The following is an 18,945-nucleotide window of genomic DNA, read 5'->3' as shown; positions in this document are numbered from 1 at the left end:
CTATGCGCCACCTCCTAAATATCTATCCTGGGTTGTATGTTCAATTTCATAGAGGGTCATAGACTCAACTTCAGCAATGGTCAGGTAGCGTAATTTGTACTCCACCGCCATATGAGCGGGCTTGATCTCCTCGATGGCTGCTTTAAGGTCTTCCACGTTGGGCGGAATCCCAATGGTATCGATAAATTTGACCGTAAATCCCCATTCGGCGGGATGAAAAGTGACATCTACCGTGCCTCCGTCGTACGCTTCAGCTACATTTTTGACAAGCCGGCCGGAAAAGGTTCCTGCCCCTCGCAGCTTCGATTCCACCACAGCACGCCGTTGGTCCAATGGCTTCGCCAGGTCGGTTTCGATCCCCAGCTCCATTTCCCAGCGTTCCAACCCCCATGTGGCGGTACGTACAAAAAACTGTCCCACCGTTGCATCCATTGCAAGATACAAGGCGTCCAATTCGCTTCCTTTAGCATCCATATCGGAACGCATCACACGTGAGGTTTCATAATAGGCAGGCAAATAGGAAAGCAGCTCGCGTCCCCGCTCGCTGCTCATTTGGCCCACTGTATCTCCCTCTATAGTTACCCGATTAACAAAAGTGTCACTACGGTTTGCACGTTTTCCCTGGTCTGGGTTATTCAATAAATCTTCAAAGCTGTTCGTTCCATTGTTACTCACTGACGCTCACCGTCCCCAGCACTGCCACCTGACCTGATCCAATCTCAATATTCTGATTGCTCTGTCCATTGATTTTCAGTTCAGAGAAATCAATAATAATCGGAATGTCCAGCAGCACAGCAGAAATCCGGGTGTAACGTACCAACGGGTCTTCCTTGTAAAAAGCAAGCTGCTTCAAATACGTCCGCACACCGCTTTCGATCAGCTTTTTGATTTCATCCAATGTGGACGGCTTCTCTTTGGTACGCTGTACCTTGACTGAGATGTTAATTTCCACTTCTGTCGCTGGCATGATCGTCACCACAGGACCCGCTGGTGCCAGCCCTTCTCCTTGCCCATCCTGCGTCGGATCAATATACTTTTGCACCGCAGCCACGATATCCGGGCTGGCTGCTCGTTTGTCCGTATCCAGTACATATAACCCCACTGTTCCTGGCCCTTTCCAGAGCGGAACAACTTCTACGCCACCCACTCCAGCAATTTCATTCGCCCACTGGGTATACTGCGCCTTGTTGCCGCTTGCGCCCTGGTTCCGCACCTTGGCATAAAAACGCTCCAGCAACAGCTGGTCGCTCTCAACGTCTGTACCGCTTTTTGTTTCCTCCGTATTGATCACAGAGGCGACCCCGCTAACCGGGGTTGCCATCACTTGGATGACACCCGCAGGCACATTGCCGCTACGCCCGGGATTGACCGCCCGAATAGCTGCTTCCCCGGCACCTTGTTCATCCAGCGTGACCGATGCCGTGGTCGCATATTCAATGGAAGCTTCCCCGGATACATCATCTGCCGGGGTCGCCACCAAGGTTCCCGCCGGGACAGTCGTTCCCGCTGTGCCCGTGAACGTGACCATACCTGAAGCGGCAACCGCTTCTCGCCGTGTCACCCCATGCTCTGCTGTCCGCAAATCCAGCTCCGGCGAGCGAAAATCCGGATTATCGCTGGCTGCCGTGCTGGCAAAGCCACGTCGCAGCAGCTCCTGCGCCCAAATTGCCGCTTCGGATAGCATAAAAGCCACTGGCGCCTGCGCATCCCAAATAAAAGAGCCCTCGGACTTATCCATGTCCGAAGGCACTTTTTCCAGCATCCGATTTAAAATTCCCTCTTCCGTCTGGTCTACCAAATATTCCGGCAAGTCTGCCATTAGATCACCACACTTTCCACAATTTCCGTTTCATCTCGCACGTTCGTAATCTGGCAGCTAAAATGGCACGCCTCACCTTCCCAGCGAAACGTGAATTGATCCACACTAGCCGTACGTGCATCTGCTAGTAACGCCTCCGTGACCATGCGTTTAATTTCACTTTCCTGCACACCGTGCCCATAGCTGCTGCCAATCAGCTCCTCCAGCTCGCTACCATAGTCAGGTGAATAGATCACATGCCGATAGCGAGGAGTGCGAATCGCTTTTTCACACCATTGTACCCAGGCTTCTTTCTCGCCTGTAGTCACGATTTTACGGCTAGGGCTCATAACAAACTCTCCAGCTTCAAAATCAAACCGCCAGCTTCGCCCAAATACTGCGCGGTTATCCTCCAGTACATCCGGGTCGGTCATATCCATGTCTGTCCAGATCATATCATCTGTTTCGGGAAATAAATTAGCCACGTCCACTCACCACCTTGCACACAACAACTACATCGTTACCGCTATTCACCCGAACCGCAAGTACACGATCTCCGGGCTTAAGACCTTCGTTCAAACGTAGATTCACATCCTCCAGCTCGTCTTCCCCGATATAAAAGGAAGTTTTCAGCTCTTTGCCTTCCCAATTTTCCGATTCCACTGCGGTTGAGGTGCCTTTATACATATGACGTGGTACAGACAGCAGCCCCGGTAGCTCGGCGACCAAATAATCCTGAAGCTCATGTTTAAAATCGTCCAGCTTGAGTCCCGTGGAGGTGATCGTTCCTAGTACCGCGCCTACCCCACTCAGTGCTTGCTTGGTATGCTTATGAAATGAAGATTGCAGCGCAGTAGCCAAATGCCCATAGGGGTCCTTATTCAAGGTAAAACCTCCTTTTCACATCGTCATACGTTCCGAGCTCCAGCGACATACTGCCGGGGTTACCTAATTCCCTGCTCACCGAAATGACCAATAACTTTATGGAGCCTAACATTACCGCGTCTCCTGCTCGGATCGTGTTCATGTCCGGTGCATTTACTGATATCGTTTGCTGTATGCCTCTCAGCTTACTTTTGGCCAACTCACGTGCTGCTGCACCAGACTTGACTTCGTCATCCTGTACGATCACCTGAAGTGTCCCATATTTGGCAATGTCCTTCTCCTCAAGCGCCATCACCTTGGACGGTACCTCATTGCCTGATTCACTGGCAGCCGTAGCCAGTACCTTCACTCTTGTGGCCGCACCTTCCAGCGTACGGGATTGAGTTGTATCCGTGACTCTCTCCAGAGCATACACATCTTTGTTCGTTCCCAGCTCGTACAGCTCCAAGCCGGAAGAAATCATCCGTGGATGATACAGCTTTCCCCCCGCCTTTGCCGTTTCGCGCAGATCTCCCAGCATCATAGAATAGATGGACTGTGTGCGGTATACGGCGCGTCCTAGCGTTTTTTTCGTATCTGGCAATGAAGCGATTTTCAGCTTCCAGTCCCTAGCATACTTCTGAAAACGCTGAGTAGCCGTCTGCTTGGCAGGAAGTAAATATTCATCTTCGGACTTGTCCAAATACACCGTACGGTCATATAACGTCAGCGTCATACGTTTGAGCCCGTTGTTAGAGGTTTCTACTTCCCAGACCACTGCGGGGGACAACAAGGGAACATAATCTTTTTTACCATAAGGAATTCCGCTAACCCGGATCGACATCCCTGGAGAAATCGGCGGCATATCCGACGTAACGACCAGATTGACCGTCCCCTGATAGGCGATTTGCTCCAGCGAATCCCTCAAATTAATGTTCTCCACAAGCGGCGACAAATCATATTTATCCTGTAAAATGACTTTATAGCTCATGACAGCACCAGCTTTTGCCCCGGTTTAATTGCATTCGGATTTTGTCCAATGACCTTTTTATTAAGCTGATAAATGCGACTCCATTGGGAGCTATCCCCCAACTCCAGTTTGGCAATTTTGGACAAGGAATCCCCGGACTTAACCGTATATGTTTTTTTCTTTTCTTTCATATCTGTGCGGGGCTTTTTGTTGACTGCAGCCGCCTTACTTGCCGTGACGCCAGCTTTTTTGGCAACTTTCATATCACTCCAGGTCCGTAGTGACAGATCAAAATTCACATCCCCATACTCGCCGCCGCGAAAGGTAGAATTATGAGACGCCACAATTACTGGCACATTCACGGCTGTCTCCGTAATGATAAAACGTAGCGGGTTCTTGGATAACAAAAAGCCATTCAACGTGTTCATGGCCTCCTGCGGATCAGGGATATCTTCATATGTGCAATACGCTGGATTGTATTCTTTCGGAAAAAAAGAAGAGAAGGAGATTTCCTTCACCTTCTCTCCTTGCGGAAAGTCAAACTCCCCATAGGATAAAATCGTCGTTGTATCAAATCCCTTTTGCCGTGAGATCGTCACTTCCTCAGGGTTTACTGGAAACTGAAACTTTTTCCCCTTACCATCCGTCAAACTAAATTCCATACTATTCACCTCCTATTCACGCTAACGTCCTCGCTGTCTTGTTGTTATCCATAGCTTGACGGAATCCTGCTACAAAGCGTTTGCCTACTTCTGAAGCCAAAGCATCAAAATTAACACGTTCACCAACAGCCACCTGAATTGCACCTGTCGGCATATTCACTTGCATGTTTGATTTATTTCTATTTGTGTTCTTTACTGAATGAACAGCTACCGTTCTGTGTCTATCATTTGCACGATATGTTCTAGAACTTGCAACTAAATTCCGAGAATATTTATTCGGTGTACTTTTTTTAGCAGCAGTTTTCTCTGTACTCTGTAAAATTTCCCAGTTCAATTTTTCTGGAGAATCCAAGATCATTTGAAGGAAATCGCTTGTTTTTGTTGTTGCCTTTTTAATTGTGTCCTTAAAAGGATCAGCGTTTTTCTGAACAAAGTTATTGAATTTATTAGAGAATTTTTTAGTCCCCTCACTTATGTCATAAACTTTCCTCTTAATTCCTTCACTGAGACCCGGAATATTATTTTTCAAATAATCTCCTGCACCATTAATCTTATTTTTAAGAGGTTCTCTCACGTTATTCAGTATTTTATTAGAAGCAGGTACCTTTCTTGATATTTTCTCGGTCAAGTTGTCAACTCCCCCCATCAGATTCCCCGTCTGATTACCGATGAAGCTTTCGAGTTGTTTGCTCCAATGATCAATTGTTGTAGGAGTAGCAGCCTTTATGTTATTCACTTTTATAGCTACTTCATTATTAAAACCAATCATACCTTGTTTGAAGTCTTGTGTAGTCTGATCGATACCTGCCTTTAAAGATTTTGTCCAGCCTTTAAGATGCGTTTTGGCATACCAAACTTTCTCCATTCCTTTCTCCCCTAACGGCTCAAACAATTTTTCACCTATTTCTCCAAATATATAACCAAGGACAGGAGCTAACACAACTCCGGCATAGGGAACTTTTGAACCGAGTTGCATACCAAAGGATTTTCCTAAAATATTTCCGGTTTTTCCTGCAACTAATTTCCCAATCAGTTTATATTTTTCTTCTCCCTTAGCATTAAGAATTTCACTTATATCAAAACCAATATCAGCAAAGCCAATAGCTTTTCCTCCATATTTCGCTGCACCTTTTAATCCTGTTTTTAGCCAAGAAGGAGTACTGGAAAACATAGAAGCTGCTTGTGTATATAGAGAGGACGATTTTATTGTATTTAGAATACTATCAATGCTATTCTTGGCGTTCCGCAACTTTAAGGGCATTGAAGCTATTTGTGATGCAGTAATAGCCTTATAAGCCTTAGATACTTTTGCAATCATCTCTAAAAAATCTTTAGGTTTACTAAAAAACTTAAAGAAATTCATAAGATCCATAACAGGTTTTATTAAAACAATCTTCTGTTTTTCATTATTTTTACTCGCTGCACTTTGAGAGATTTGAGATTTACCAAGAACGCTGGATATCATAGATCCTAAAGGCAAACCAGAAGTTGCATAATTGTTAAATCCACCCTTGTTCTGCATTTTTTGTTGGGTAATAATTTTGTTTTGCTGCTTGATCAAAGAATGGTTAAATCCGTTAGATTTGCCAAGCTTGCCGCAAGTTGTTGATTTACATTTCGAGCAATCCTTGGAACATGAACATTTAACAGCAATCTTAATTCCAGATAAATTTTGGGTCAGGCGATTTATTTTATATAAACGTGAAGTTAAATTACTCAACGCATTAGAAAGTCGCTTAACTGACTCCGTAGTTTGGTCAATAACTACCTTTTGTCTTTGAAAACTACTAAACCCAAAATTCCTTGTCCGCTTCTGGATACTCTCAAAGTATCGATCCATAGATTTTAATTCTTTATTAACTCTACTTAAACTTCTTATATCCAAAATATCATCCACACCTACACCTCCTTTAACTACTACATATTATCTGCTAAAGCATCTAGCTCTTCTTCGGCAAACGCCAGCAGCAGCATACGCTCACCGCGGGAAAGCCGCCAAAAGTCTCCGGGGCGGAGGTGGTGCCGGACCCACAAGTGGTACAGCATCGTCGTCATTCCCCCGGAGCTGATTAGTTTTTTAGATCAGCAATCTCAACGCCAAAACCGGACAGTTCTAGCACCTTATCCCCTACTGCGTCCAGTTCACCCGCCAGCAGCATACGGCGGACAGACTGTTCGCCACCGGACAGCTTCAAGCGGCTTGTAATCCGGGGATCGCCCCAACCGTTAAGGGACAAGCCTTTCACTTCCAGCTTGCCGGTAGCTTCCGAAATCAACAAGGCGTTGAACGTTTCAGTATCTACCTTCTCATCTACTGCCCCCTTCACGGTTCGGCGAATCGTGCAGCGCTCACGAATGCTGTCCACCTTGCTGGAGGTCAGGCCGTGCAGCACAATTTTCATATCAAGGCGCTTGATACGAACCGTTTCCTCCGGTAGTTTTTCAGCGGCCTCAAACAGACTGTCCAAAATTTGTTCTTCTGTCATATTCTCATTCAAGCTCATAAGTCATTCTCCCTTATTGTTTATTTGTATTTGGGGAACGGAACGCCTCACAGCATCCCATCCCCCGTTTTCCAATTTAGTTTGCTACAATCGGATCTAGCAGCTCATAGCCTTCAAAGGTGAAGGTCGTTTCTTCCTGTACTTCTTCACCTGCTGTCCAGTTGGCCAGTTGGATTTTGTCAGGAGTGCAACGAATGAGACGAATACTTTCATGTCCGAAGGCTTCTGGATCATCCAATTTAGTAATAATCTCAAAACGGTTAAAACCGCGACGAATCATATCGGACGTAACCTTGTAGCCACTCATCGTTCCCGTTCCCTTTTTGATACCGCGCTTGTGTACCTTCCACTCGTTGCCCACGAGATTCAGCTCGCGTTTTTCCATCTCCACGCTGGCTTCCAGCTTATTGATATTCGTCTGCCACACCCCGTCCACATGCGCCTGACCATACGTACCTAAAATGACTCTTGAAGCATCCAACATTTCTTTTTCCTCCTCAAAATAATCCATAATATAGTTCGGGATTTCATAAAATCCTCGTTGTTAACAAGCTACTTCATTTCTACTGATTGCCTGCGAAATGCTTATACACGTAAAATGCTTATTTATTGCACGTAAAATGTGCCGAACAGTTGCTCCATCACGTCGGTGAGCTTCACGTTCCATTGCAGGAACACTTGATCCGGCTCCGGTTTGATGACTGGTGCATCGCCGTAGTAAGCCGGGTCGAGAATGACATCGTAGCCATCTGCTTCGATGACGTTGCTCAGCGACAGCTGTGCCAGGTATTCTTTGATTGCACCGATAAGCGCCAGACGACCTTCCACCGTGTTGTTGATTTTGCCAATGTAAGTCTCTTCGGCTGCACGCTGCAAGTCAGCATTAATAGCGTCCATGACACGGATGGAACGGATTTTCTTCCATGCGTTATTTTGTCCGGCAGACGGGTTTACCAAGCTGTTAATCCCACGCAGCGCTTTGACCTGACGTCCGTCGAAGAACAGCAGGAAGACACCATTACGGACAGCCTGCTCCTGCTCGGAACGTGTCCAGCGGCGGGTTACATCCTCAAAAGGCGTAACCGCATACGTTGCCGATTGATTCAGACGTTGGCCTGCGATCAGTCCGGCTACATAAGCAGCCGTTTGGGCAGAACTGTAGTCCGTACCTGCCAGACGTACGCCTGTACCGACGTTTACGATGCCTTCATGGTTCAGTGCCAGGGAACGTGCAGAGGCCACGCTGACGGCTGTTTTGGACACATCATCTGCCGCAGAACCGCCGAATACAGCGATTACGCCTTTACCTTCGTTGCGAACACGCTTGATCCAGGCCGCGAAGCTTTGCAGCAATGCCAGATCAGCTGCATAATCCAGGGCCAAGACATTAAATTCCTGTCCTTCAAGCGCCTCCTGCATCGCGATGTAATCGGCATTAACCAGCTTGCTATTGCCGCTGTTGCCGCCAGTGAGGTGTACGCCGCTGACATCCACCGGAATGCCGCCGTCGCCGACAACCTCAGCCTTCACCCATACGTTTTCGCTGTTCTCGTTCATGGCCTTGGCAATGGAGGCAGCCGTACCGTCACTGCCTTTGTACGTACCGAGCAGCTTGGTTCCTTCATAAAGGCGCACCTCACGTGCTTGCTCATCACCCAAAGTTGGCTGTACAGTTACAGCAAAACCATTACCACGGCTACCTGTATACAAAGCCTTCAGGCGCAGCACATCCGCTGGGGTCTCACCGCCGCTTTTCAGCGTCACAGATGCTTCAGCAGCTGTATCATCTGCCAAACGGTAAGCTAACAGCTTTTTCGGACCGCCCAGCAGAGCCAGATACAGCGTCGAATACGCGGTCGCCCCGTCCAGACTGTCACCCGAAAAGATTTGACTAATTGCCGTTTCACTGCCGATCTCTACAAACTCACGTACTGGGCCCCAATTCGCCTTAACGGGCACAACGACCGTACCACGCGACCCACCTTGAATTGCTGAAGCTGCTGCTGCCTGAAAATTCATATACAAACCCGGCAATACCGGTTTATTCGTGTTTTCCCATGTTCCGCCTGCCATAATTAGTCCACCTTCGCTTTCATAAATTGTTCGATTTTAGTGTGTGCTTCTGCTACCGTAAACAGCTTGTCCTGTGTGCCAAAAAAGGCGCCTGCCAGCACTTCTTCTTTCACGGAAAACAATTGTTCTGCGTGCTCCTTTAGCTCCTCCAGCGTATAGCGAGGGCCACTTGCTTCCTGCCCGGCATATACCAGGGCCTTCTCATGGTTTTCCAAGGTCACTCGGACCACCTCATTTCAAAATAGGATGAATTTCCACTCTGCGAATCAACGCCGCTTCCTCAGCTGGGCGCATACGCCGCTGTACCAGCGTCAGCCGAAGCTGACCGTCTAAAATGGCATCCGCCTGCAAATCGGCTGAAGCTTCAGCTGTAGACATATAACGGCCTTTGTCCTGATCCAGAGGAAGCTGGATTTGAGCGGCAAAGCCCTCGATCAGTGCGGAAGCTGCGCGGTTTTCTTCAGTGGTGTCCGGGGCGGTAATATGCCCGATGAACCGTTTGCGCAGCTCATACATGGAGGCTCCCGCCATCCTAGTTTCGCAGCCGCTCATCCGCCATAGTACCGCTTGCCGCCCCGGCTGTGCGGGCCATGCGTTGGCGTATACCGACCACGTTTCGCCCAGTTGCTTCTGCGTCCAGCGGACCAGCGCGGCCAGCCACTCTTCCGGCTGTGCAGCACCGCTTGCTGTAGTGGCCGAACCACTTTCCGTTTCAGGCACATACACGCCAAAACGCAGCGTTCTATAGGCCTTCCCCGTAACAGTGTCCAGCTTTTCTGCATCCCGCACGCCCAAATAGTGCGCGGTAAAAGCCGACGTGTCCTCACCTTCGCCTGTCACCGATTCCCGGTGCAGTCCGGCAATCAGGGCATTTGCCCATACATCAGCCTGCGCCAGTCCGGCTTGTCCTGCGTACAGCTTGATGCGAATAACCTGCCGATAGCCGGCCCAGGAAGACTTCCAGATCTCCTCGCCCAGCGCCATAACAGCATACGGCTCCTCTGCCGTCTGCGACGGTGGCTGAACATCGTATACACGCCCTTGCAGCGCTGGAATAATTTCAATGAGCTTTTGCTTAAAGGCTTGTCTCATCCTGCGGCATGCCACCTTTGCGTCCCCTGCGTTCGCATGTTGTGGCTGTTCAGCCAGGCTTTTTTCCACTTCCGTGTTTTCAGCCGGCGTAGCCTCGTGCTCATGCATTGCAGCATCCCTTGCTTAGGCAACACGACTCCTCCTTTCTATTCAACGAATTCCCGGGAACCGACAGAGACGATCACCGCATGAAAAAACCGGCCCTAATGGCCGGCTAACGTTTGACTGTGTGTGTCTTCGGTATGTCCTCTTGTCTTGATTCCCGATGATATAATCTTACACCCTAATAACGAATGCGTTGCCGGGCAAATGGACGATAAAAGCAGAGACTAGGGATGAAGTTGGGAGGTTTTTCGAGAACATGTGTTCCCGTCATGAAAAAAGGCCTTGATCCCTGTTATTACAGGAAATCAAAGCCTTTTAGGAAACGATTTTAAAATAGAAATGAGAACAAGTGGATAATTATTACATTAACCCAGTTTTCGATCCGCGCCCTTCTGCAAGCCTGCCAGATTCAAAATGCCTTGGTCCGCCAGCGCAAGCGCCATTTTGTAAAAAGCACGCGTACGAAGCTTCGTATACGTATCCTTGCTGACTGGCGGGTCTAACACATAATTGTAAACCTTGTAATCAAACACATCGTCATCCTTTAAATAACGTTCACGGATGAGCAGCTGTTCGCGTTCATTCAAGCGACTCACTACGGTATCCACCATTTCGCAGTAGGCCAAGCGGGCGGCAGGAGCATCTACATTATATACGGCTGTCCGAGCCGTTGGATCGCTTGTCACATTCGTTGGTCCGTTCGGGCGATCCGTATAGCCAGCAGTAATAAAGCTCTCCCGATCCATAAAAGTAATCGTTTTATAAATTCGGTATTTCTCAAACACACCCTCCAATGCATTCTGCGTTTTGCGACGGTCCAATTCGGGTAAGTTATTTCTCATGTAAAGCAACACTCCTTATCTTATGCCTTTTGACAATGATGTATTTTTAAATGAGGATTTTGCACTTCGAAGCGACTGGAATCGAATTTTGCAAAATCCTGAAATAGAAAAACGCTCGTGTTTACAATTTGTTCCCCTTTTGTTCGTATCTTGAGTATAACATAACATTATTTAGGATAGGTATCCATCCTCAAAAAAAGCAGTATAGCTCCAAAAACAGGATATTCGCTTTATTTTCCTATGCCTTTTGGCATATTACGTGCTTTTACTATTTACCTAATGGTATAATAAAACTAATATCTATGATTCTCTTGCAGAAAGGAGCCCCCATTGTGGAACAGCCAGCATTCGGAACTTACTTAAAGCAGCAGCGTGAGCACAAACAATGGAGCATCAACCAGTTGGCAGATGCTGCAGGTATTAGCAATTCACAAATTTCCCGCATTGAAAATGGACTGCGCGGAATTCCCAAACCCTCCACTCTCCGCAAAATAGCGGACGCGCTTAGCGTATCCTATACCGAAATGATGAAGGCCGCCGGATATTGGGGAGACGATGATTCAATGGAGCCAAGTCCACATGAACTTTATCCTTCTACTGTGCCGGAATGGGCAACCTCTAAAGACCGCCGGGATTTTAAAAAAATGCTGGAGGAAGACGACGAATTAATGTTCGATGGCATTCCGCTGGATGAAAAAGATCGTCAACGGATCAAAGACGTGCTGACAGGTCTGTTCTGGGAAGCCAAGCAGATGAACAAACATAAAAAGCCCAAAGAGCCCCGAACGGGCAAAGATCAGGGATAGCAGGTGAGCGTATGAACGAACTCATTCACAAACTTGTCCGAAAATACCGTACCAACTGCCCCTTCGATATTGCGAAAGCCCTAGGTATCCATATCCGATACTGCGATCTAGGCCCCACAACCAAAGGGCTGTATTACCACAAGCTGCGTAGAAGATTTATCGTTATCCACAATGGCCTCACACCCGAATGGGAACGGTTCGTCTGTGCGCATGAATTGGGACATGACCGACTGCATAAAGGCATCAGCCGCTTTTTTATGGAGGAGCATTCCTACTTTTCCCCAGGAAAATTTGAACAGCAGGCCAATCGGTTTGCCGTGCTTTTGCTGAGTGAAGGAAAACCGCCACTAGCTGACGAAACGTTGGATCACTATTTACCCCGTATCGGGCTGCCCAAAGAGACTGCCCTTTTTTTTGACCATAAATTAGAACATTAGTTCTCATTCTGTGAGCTGCTGTTGATTACTTCCTCTATAATATAGGTAACTAGACGATAGATTTAACAACCGATATATCAAAAAATTTTAATGCTTTGATATAAAATAGAAGTTATTTTTACAATCATCTGATAAAATGTGGTCGTAAGCGGTTTCTCTAATTCATTCATTTTATGGGAGGTTGAAGGAACAACATGAACTCATGGAAAAAACTCTCGTCGATCCTGACGACTGCCGCGCTTCTACTTGGTTGTCTCGGTACAGCAGCAGCAGACCCAGCAACCAATGTGGGAACAGCGGGAACGGCAACGGCTCCAGTCAGCGGTAAGCACATCACCATCCTACATACGAACGATACCCATGCCCACGTGGTCGCGAACGACAAGGAAATGGGATTCGCCAAGCTGGCGGGTATCATTGATCAGTACCGGGCTTCCAATCCCAATACACTGCTGCTAGATGACGGGGATACCGTTCATGGAACGACCTTCGCTACTTTGGTTAACGGTGAGAGCATTGTGAAAGTGATTAACAAGCTGCGTTATGATGCTATGGTTCCGGGTAACCACGAGTTTAATTATGGTTGGAAGCATCTTGTTGAGCTAAGTAAGGAGATTCAGTTCCCTGTGCTCAGCGCCAATATTAAACAAACAGACGGAACACGTTTGTTCGAACCCTATGTTATTAAAGAAGTGGACGGCGTTAAAATCGGTATTATCGGTCTGACTACGCCAGAAACAGCATATAAGACGAATCCCAAAAATGTTGAGGGTATTCAATTCACCGATCCTGCGGCTGAGGCCAAAGCGGCTGTTGATGAAATCCGCAGCAAAGTAGATGTCGTTGTTGTTCTTGGTCACCTGGGGCAGGATGCGTCTAGTAAGGACACCAGCCTCAAGGTTGTTAAGGAAGTGCCTGGCATTGATATTTTCATCGATGGACACAGCCATACCGTACTGGAAAAAGGCTTGGTTAGTGACAATGGTACATTGATCGCTAGCGCAGGTGAATACACCAAGTATTTGGGTGTTGTGGACTTATGGGTCGACGGCGGTAAGGTTACGCAAAAGCAAGCCAAGCTGATTGATTCGACTCAAGCAGTCGACGTTCAGCCCAACGCTGAGATTGCTGCATTGATCGCCTCCATTCAAAAGGACCAGGAACCTATTCTTAAAGAGGTTGTAACGCAAACGAGTGTGGATCTGGAAGGAGCACGCGAAAAGGTACGTGCAAGTGAAACCAATCTCGGTGACCTGCTCACCGATGCTATGCGTGACATTTCGGGAGCAGACGTAGCTTTAACGAATGGTGGCGGCATCCGGGCTTCCATCAAGACAGGGACGGTAACCAAGGGAGACATCATCACTGTACTGCCCTTCGGCAACCAGATCGTTACCCTGAAAGTGAAGGGCTCTGACATTCAGGCCGCACTGGAAAATGGTACAGCCTCCTATCCAGAGCCAAGCGGAGGTTTCCCACAGGTATCAGGTATCACCTTCAAAATAGACACATCAGCAGCCAAAGGCAGCCGTGTTCATTCCATCCTGATCGGCGGAAAAACACTTGATCCTGAGGCAACATACACACTGGCCACCAATGATTTTACTGCCGTAGGTGGTGACCAATATACGATGTTCGCTAAATATCCACAAGCAGGTATGTTCGGCTCGCTTGATGAGGCGTTAATCCGCTATATGCAAAAGGTCGGCTCCGCTAGCCTGCAAGTACAAGCGGACGGTCGCATTCAAGAAGCCAAGGCTGACGGTAAAACTTCTGTCCCTGCCACACAAGCTGGGCCGTCTGCCTCAACCGCAACACCTGCACCTGTGCAGGAAAAGCCGCAACCCGTTCCTACACCGGCTGCGAAACCAGCACCCGCAAAACCGGCGCCGGCAAAGTCTCAAACAGCCAAGCCACAGCAGACATCAAATTCTGCACAAGTTACAAATAACCATGTATATGTTGTGAAATCCGGGGATACGCTGTATGACATTTCCCGCAAACATGGTACCACCTGGCAACAGCTTCAGCAGTTGAATAAGTTGAAGAATCCTCACCGCATTTATCCGGGACAAAAGTTAGACCTCCCGGCCTAATTCAATAGCTAGCAAAAGCAGCGTCCGGAATCCTAGTGGTTTCGGATGCTGCTGTATGTCAGTGCGTTTTTAGATATGCGATAGTCCAAGCTTATTTGGACATCGCATATTTTTTTTTAAAAGCAAACCTTTTAACCGCTGACAAGTTGTGAACCGAGAGGTATGATGGAGAAGAGTCATTCGGGCAGAGAACATTCGTCCCGATACCCATCGGGATCAGTTATATGTGTGAAAGGAGTCCAGAAATGCAATACATTATTTACGATCTTGAATTTACCGTTAGTCGTAACGCCAGATATTCCTCCGAAATCATTGATATCGGTGCCGTCAAAGTTGTTCAGGGAGACGATGGCCTATACGTTGCGGATACGTTTCACAGTTTTGTAAGACCCTCGAATCGGCCTGTACTCTCTACAGATACCGTTCAGTTCACAGGTATTACTCAACGAGATATTGATGCCGCTCCACTATTTCCTGAAGCTGTGAAGGAATTCATAGCCTGGCTCGGTACGGATTCCCCTTATTATTTATGCGCATGGGGCCCGGATGACCGTCAGAAGCTGGTATCCCATTGTCGTACCCATCATGTAGATCTCGGATGGATTCATAATACAAATGATATACAGAAGCAGATTTCCCGTCTGTTTGGTTCCAATGGAAAGTACCGTCAGTTGAGCCTGTCTCAGGCGCTGGAATTGTGCAACATTGACTTTGACGGTCAACAACACCGGGCACTGGATGATGCCGTGAACACCGCTCAGGTTTTCATGTACCATTTTGATCGTATTACATTAGTTCATAATGCTGCTGACGATGAGGAAAGCCGTGGATCGAAGCTCGTCTACTCCTCACCAGAAGAAGAACAGGAGCAGTACAGTCCTTTTGGCAATCTCGCCAACCTGTTTAAGGACCGTTAAGCGGATAGCTCCCCGGCCCGTTCCGGGGGATCTCCCCCTGTTATTCTTGATTTCCTGCCTTTTTATCGAAATAGAATGTCCCCCAGGTCCGCAGCATTTCTTGCATTCGTTTGCGGTACCGTAAAGGCTCCAGGATCTCGGCCTCAGCTCCATAGGAAGTGAGCCAATCCAAAAATTCACGGTCATGATTGACCGTCACCTCAAACAACAAACTTCCATCCGGCAAATCCCTAAGAAAAGGCTTGATGAACAGCTCCTCTTCTTTGACCCGATATACAGACTCGGCAGAAAAACGTACCACAAACCGGATATTCTGATTTCCTTTGGTCACCGACCAGGTCCCTTTAAAAAACATTTCCATTTCAGTTGTATTTTTTTGAAACGTATACGGCAAAATTCTCATGTTCCGAAATCGACTGATCCGAAAGGTTCTCATCGCGGATTGCTTGTGACAAAAACCAAGCATATAGAATCGCCGATCCTGCGGAACCAAACAATAAGGATCCACCTGAACGAGTGATACATCTTCATTTTGAGGTGAGCTGTATTCCGCTTCAATAGTCTGCTGCGTAAGACTCGCTAAAACAATCAGCCTGAGCAGATAGGGCTGGTTTTCCCGATCAAGTGTCGAGCCGAGCCGGACAATATTTTTCATTTCCTGCGCGAAGCTCGTCTGGTCCATCTTTTTTTTCTGACTAGAGGCCATCACTTTCTCATAAGCACTTTCAAAAGCTGGCGGTAAAAGAGGCTTTACCGTTTCCATAATCTCTCCCAGCTTAGTAAAAGCCTCTGCCTCTTCTTCCGTCCAATTCAAAGGATACAAAGCAAAATTGCTAATAAAAATGTACCCCTTGCCATGCCCCATATTCGTAATCGGTATATGCATAGCGCTTAGCGCCTCCATATCTCGGTATATGGTACGTTCTGATGTTTCACAACGTTCGGCAAGCTCTCTTGCCAATATCCCTGGATTTGCCTGAACAATAGTAATAATCCGCATTAAACGTATCAACCGATCAGTCAAGGAAGTCTCTCCTTTACAAAAAGATAGTAAATTAGACTCACTATATTACACAAATAAACTAGCATAATTGCCTATCTCAAAGTATCATTTTCAGTAAAACGAACATTTTCTAGCGATATCGCCTTATTAAAAAAGACTTTAGAACTATACGCTGTAAATGATACAAAAGTACCACTCCATTTATTACGTATAGCCAGAAGCAACTCGGCTTCCTGCAGGTAGTCCATATCATCGCTTCTTGCTGCACGTATAAGTAATTCATCTGCTTGTCTGGTAAGGATGAACGCCCCTTGCTCATATTCCCCTTTCTCGTACATACGCAATGCCTTTTTTACAATAGGAGGCGTCTCATTCAGTTTTATGTATTTTTCCACCTTCGGGTTGGATGGAATGCTCAGCAGACCAAGATGATGCGTAAAATGAATGTAGAGCTGGTCTGTCCGGATCAGCGTTCGCTTTTCCTGCGATGGCTTGCGCCAGCTCCACTCCATCATTCCAATCGTATGTCTTCCGGACGAGTGAGCCGGTATAGAAAACGTCAAAATAGCCTGTCTATATTTTCCCCGCCTTACATCACCACAGTGAACAAACATTCTATCTCCGTTTTCCGAGCGTTTAAAACCGAGCCTTACCCCTTCAGCTTTTAATAGACTTACCCCGTTTTCTGGAATGAACTGGAGTTGAAGGTCACATCCCGCTGCTTTCGGTATTAGATTTCCTTTTCTTTTGCGTATAGCTCCATAGCCCCATTCTATCAGTAGATTTACTTGTTTGGACCCATTCGCAGATATAGACTCTTTGTCCCATGTGTACGTTACATTGAGCATTGACTTCACCACTGGTAAATTCCCCCTAAAAGAACATGTAACTCTAAATTAACAGTGTTATCTGACACTATATTGTCAGGGAACGTATGTTTGATTGTGAAAATTATACATGGGAATCTTTATGAAGGGGGACCTAGTTTGGTAAATAACATTTTAAACCATTTGAATTACATGAATGCGCAAAAATAGCCCGGCGTATGCCGGGCTATTTTATAGTCTACTTCTATATTTACTTATGAGATTGTAGTTTCTGTTAAAGAAACATTCGTTTTTGTGCAAATATCAGATATAGGAGCAAAAGTAGTGCTATCTACGACGAGATCCTTTGATAACGGCTTTCCATTTACAGTGATTTTTAAAGTTTTATAGTTTTGTTCTCTCTCATTCATCTTGCAAAATCTCCTTTTATATCAATTTTTAATATATTTCAGTTCATTTATTCAACTTAAGCCCCTGATCAGGTGCGGATCGTTCTTTACTCATATGCTGGGAAAAATGCCGGAATGTTGCCGCTTCCTTGATATACCCGTTTTAAGGTACACTTAAACTAATATATCGACTTTTTTGAGAACATTTTCTTCATATTTATCGTCCGTCTATTCTAAAATCTGCATCCGAATCGTTATATTATACGTAACCATGTCATATGGGTAATGATCTATATCATCTAACATCTTGGTTTATCAAAAGGGGGAACATCTCTTGGCACGACCAACTTGTCGTTTTGCTTTGTACCGCCGCATTGTCTGCGCTGCTATAGCACTTTTGTTTATTTTTGGGATAACTCGTGTACCCGAAGTACATGCTGCTTATTGGGATGATGTGTACCAAGGCTTCGAGCAATTTTCGCGGTTGCCCGGTGATGTGTATCAGCTCAAGGAAAGCTACCGACAAACACAGGAGGATCTGGAGAAGGCCCGTAACAGCTTAGAAGCCTATCAAGAGCAAAACGCCCAATTACTGGAGCAAAACCGCAAGCTGACTGACACTGTCACAGAATTAAAAAATCTTCAAACCCAGCGCGATCAGGCTTCACACCGAAATAAAATGCTCATCATCACAGCTATAATTCTGCTGGCCGGTTATTTTATCGGTATCCGACTGTTGCGTTACGGGATGCGTCGACGTTCGGGAAGATACTAACTGCCTGAAAGGATGAAAGGTCTGAATGGACATACAAGCAGGACAACACCATGATGAAAGCGTCGGTTCGGTCGTAACGCTCGACCTGGCGGAAGGAGAAAAGCTGCACGTTCTGCATCCGCAGCAAATCATCGCATACCGCGGACCCAGCTCAGGCCGTAGTGATAAACTAATGAATATAAAGGGCATGTATCGCAAACACAAACTGATTCAGGCCGATTTCACAGGTGCTTGTCGCCTAATTGCCGCACTTCCACCTGGCTTTAGTCTAAAAATGATTAAGCTTGAAGGAAGCGATGATCTGTTATACGATTTTCGCAACCTGTTCTGGTACAGCTCCGGTATTCAAATGCGTACCAAGCTGCTAAGCATGAAAAACATGTTGTTTAGCCGCGATGTTATAAAAATGAAATTTGACGGTGTGGGTCAAATCGGTCTTTTGACACAGGGATTGGTATGTCAAGAACAGCTTCATCCGACAGAGCCGATATATGTGGATGCGAGCAGCGTCATTGCCTATCCCGAAAACGCCAAACTGGAGTTGACCGTGTACGGCAACCATCTGGCCAGCCAGCATATGAACTATCATTTTAAAATGACCGGACAGGGTACCGTACTATTCCATGCCGGGGAACATCATCGGCGGCTCCAACAGGATATGAACGACGATGGCGTGATCAAGCGCTTTTTACGGGAAGTCATTCCATTTGGTGGAGTGTTTATCAAATAGCCCTGCCATGCTATAATGACAATGCTAAAGCCGTCTGTCCTCGTGGCAGATACTA

Annotated in this window: 23 protein-coding genes; 6 read left to right on the top strand and 17 right to left on the bottom strand. The window is 46.7% G+C overall.

Annotation, left to right across the window (positions count from 1 at the left end):
• The 14 genes from ACUYLD_RS00795 to ACUYLD_RS00730 all read right to left on the bottom strand — a co-directional run bounded on the left by ACUYLD_RS00795 (position 1) and on the right by ACUYLD_RS00730 (position 10,910).
• Positions 1–675 (bottom strand): YmfQ family protein, encoded by a 675-nt coding sequence (locus ACUYLD_RS00795; protein ID WP_069291309.1) that lies wholly within the window; start codon positions 673–675, stop codon positions 1–3.
• Positions 668–1,819 carry a baseplate J/gp47 family protein gene (locus ACUYLD_RS00790; RefSeq protein WP_446674240.1) on the bottom strand — a complete coding sequence of 384 codons (1,152 nt, stop codon included), beginning with the start codon at positions 1,817–1,819 and terminating at the stop codon, positions 668–670. Before ACUYLD_RS00790 ends, ACUYLD_RS00795 begins: the two co-directional genes overlap by 8 nt.
• A complete protein-coding gene (locus ACUYLD_RS00785; RefSeq protein ID WP_254326557.1) occupies positions 1,819–2,283 on the bottom strand; it encodes a contractile injection system sheath initiator in 465 nt (154 codons plus the stop codon). The genes ACUYLD_RS00790 and ACUYLD_RS00785 overlap by 1 nt, the downstream gene beginning before the upstream one ends.
• Positions 2,276–2,683, bottom strand: coding sequence for a hypothetical protein (locus ACUYLD_RS00780; protein ID WP_254350949.1), 408 nt, complete (start codon positions 2,681–2,683; stop codon positions 2,276–2,278). Before ACUYLD_RS00780 ends, ACUYLD_RS00785 begins: the two co-directional genes overlap by 8 nt.
• Positions 2,676–3,653 (bottom strand): XkdQ/YqbQ family protein, encoded by a 978-nt coding sequence (locus tag ACUYLD_RS00775; protein WP_446674239.1) that lies wholly within the window; start codon positions 3,651–3,653, stop codon positions 2,676–2,678. The genes ACUYLD_RS00780 and ACUYLD_RS00775 overlap by 8 nt, the downstream gene beginning before the upstream one ends.
• Positions 3,650–4,294, bottom strand: a complete 645-nt coding sequence (locus ACUYLD_RS00770; RefSeq protein ID WP_446674238.1) for a LysM peptidoglycan-binding domain-containing protein — start codon at positions 4,292–4,294, stop codon at positions 3,650–3,652. The genes ACUYLD_RS00775 and ACUYLD_RS00770 overlap by 4 nt, the downstream gene beginning before the upstream one ends.
• Positions 4,295–4,310: 16 nt before the next feature.
• Positions 4,311–6,191: a transcriptional regulator gene (locus tag ACUYLD_RS00765; RefSeq protein WP_322159447.1), complete on the bottom strand. Its 1,881-nt coding sequence runs from the start codon at positions 6,189–6,191 to the stop codon at positions 4,311–4,313.
• A gap of 20 nt (positions 6,192–6,211) precedes the next feature.
• On the bottom strand, positions 6,212–6,340 hold the full coding sequence (locus ACUYLD_RS00760) for a hypothetical protein (RefSeq protein WP_446674237.1): 129 nt from the start codon (positions 6,338–6,340) through the stop codon (positions 6,212–6,214).
• 23 nt (positions 6,341–6,363) lie between these two features.
• Entirely contained in the window at positions 6,364–6,798 is a 435-nt protein-coding gene (locus ACUYLD_RS00755; protein WP_007429164.1) for a phage tail assembly chaperone, read from the bottom strand.
• Positions 6,799–6,874: 76 nt separating this feature from the next.
• Positions 6,875–7,282 (bottom strand): phage tail tube protein, encoded by a 408-nt coding sequence (locus ACUYLD_RS00750; RefSeq protein ID WP_007429163.1) that lies wholly within the window; start codon positions 7,280–7,282, stop codon positions 6,875–6,877.
• Between the two features lie 122 nt (positions 7,283–7,404).
• Positions 7,405–8,871, bottom strand: coding sequence for a phage tail sheath family protein (locus ACUYLD_RS00745; RefSeq protein ID WP_134903949.1), 1,467 nt, complete (start codon positions 8,869–8,871; stop codon positions 7,405–7,407).
• A gap of 2 nt (positions 8,872–8,873) precedes the next feature.
• Positions 8,874–9,092 (bottom strand): hypothetical protein, encoded by a 219-nt coding sequence (locus ACUYLD_RS00740; RefSeq protein WP_446674236.1) that lies wholly within the window; start codon positions 9,090–9,092, stop codon positions 8,874–8,876.
• A gap of 10 nt (positions 9,093–9,102) precedes the next feature.
• The gene (locus tag ACUYLD_RS00735; protein ID WP_446674235.1) at positions 9,103–10,071 is read right to left on the bottom strand and encodes a hypothetical protein; all 969 of its coding nucleotides are present in this window, start codon (positions 10,069–10,071) and stop codon (positions 9,103–9,105) included.
• Positions 10,072–10,433: 362 nt separating this feature from the next.
• Positions 10,434–10,910, bottom strand: a complete 477-nt coding sequence (locus ACUYLD_RS00730) for an ArpU family phage packaging/lysis transcriptional regulator (protein WP_446674234.1) — start codon at positions 10,908–10,910, stop codon at positions 10,434–10,436.
• A gap of 332 nt (positions 10,911–11,242) precedes the next feature.
• Between ACUYLD_RS00730 and ACUYLD_RS00725 the strand changes: the two genes are divergently transcribed.
• The 4 genes from ACUYLD_RS00725 (at position 11,243) to ACUYLD_RS00710 (ending at position 15,166) form a co-directional block, all read left to right on the top strand.
• Positions 11,243–11,716 (top strand): helix-turn-helix domain-containing protein, encoded by a 474-nt coding sequence (locus ACUYLD_RS00725; RefSeq protein WP_446674233.1) that lies wholly within the window; start codon positions 11,243–11,245, stop codon positions 11,714–11,716.
• 11 nt (positions 11,717–11,727) lie between these two features.
• On the top strand, positions 11,728–12,153 hold the full coding sequence (locus tag ACUYLD_RS00720) for an ImmA/IrrE family metallo-endopeptidase (protein ID WP_446674232.1): 426 nt from the start codon (positions 11,728–11,730) through the stop codon (positions 12,151–12,153).
• Between the two features lie 194 nt (positions 12,154–12,347).
• Positions 12,348–14,249 (top strand): 5'-nucleotidase C-terminal domain-containing protein, encoded by a 1,902-nt coding sequence (locus ACUYLD_RS00715; protein WP_446674231.1) that lies wholly within the window; start codon positions 12,348–12,350, stop codon positions 14,247–14,249.
• A 245-nt stretch (positions 14,250–14,494) separates the two neighbouring features.
• Complete coding sequence (locus tag ACUYLD_RS00710; protein WP_061831175.1) at positions 14,495–15,166, top strand: 3'-5' exonuclease; 672 nt, start codon at positions 14,495–14,497, stop codon at positions 15,164–15,166.
• A 40-nt stretch (positions 15,167–15,206) separates the two neighbouring features.
• On the opposite strand, the gene ACUYLD_RS00705 is transcribed toward ACUYLD_RS00710, so the two are convergent.
• The 3 genes from ACUYLD_RS00705 to ACUYLD_RS00695 all read right to left on the bottom strand — a co-directional run bounded on the left by ACUYLD_RS00705 (position 15,207) and on the right by ACUYLD_RS00695 (position 17,406).
• Positions 15,207–16,190, bottom strand: a complete 984-nt coding sequence (locus ACUYLD_RS00705; protein ID WP_061831176.1) for a helix-turn-helix transcriptional regulator — start codon at positions 16,188–16,190, stop codon at positions 15,207–15,209.
• A gap of 71 nt (positions 16,191–16,261) precedes the next feature.
• A complete protein-coding gene (locus tag ACUYLD_RS00700) occupies positions 16,262–17,029 on the bottom strand; it encodes a hypothetical protein (RefSeq protein WP_446674230.1) in 768 nt (255 codons plus the stop codon).
• 221 nt (positions 17,030–17,250) lie between these two features.
• Positions 17,251–17,406 carry a hypothetical protein gene (locus ACUYLD_RS00695; protein WP_165176511.1) on the bottom strand — a complete coding sequence of 52 codons (156 nt, stop codon included), beginning with the start codon at positions 17,404–17,406 and terminating at the stop codon, positions 17,251–17,253.
• 313 nt (positions 17,407–17,719) lie between these two features.
• Between ACUYLD_RS00695 and ACUYLD_RS00690 the strand changes: the two genes are divergently transcribed.
• Both ACUYLD_RS00690 and ACUYLD_RS00685 read left to right on the top strand, forming a co-directional pair.
• Positions 17,720–18,160 carry a hypothetical protein gene (locus ACUYLD_RS00690; RefSeq protein WP_023987365.1) on the top strand — a complete coding sequence of 147 codons (441 nt, stop codon included), beginning with the start codon at positions 17,720–17,722 and terminating at the stop codon, positions 18,158–18,160.
• A gap of 25 nt (positions 18,161–18,185) precedes the next feature.
• Positions 18,186–18,890, top strand: coding sequence for an AIM24 family protein (locus ACUYLD_RS00685; RefSeq protein WP_013309110.1), 705 nt, complete (start codon positions 18,186–18,188; stop codon positions 18,888–18,890).
• Positions 18,891–18,945 lie beyond the last annotated feature (55 nt).

It is taken from the genome of Paenibacillus sp. SER-28 (assembly GCF_052906305.1).
This window is presented reverse-complemented; position numbering and strand designations above follow the sequence as displayed.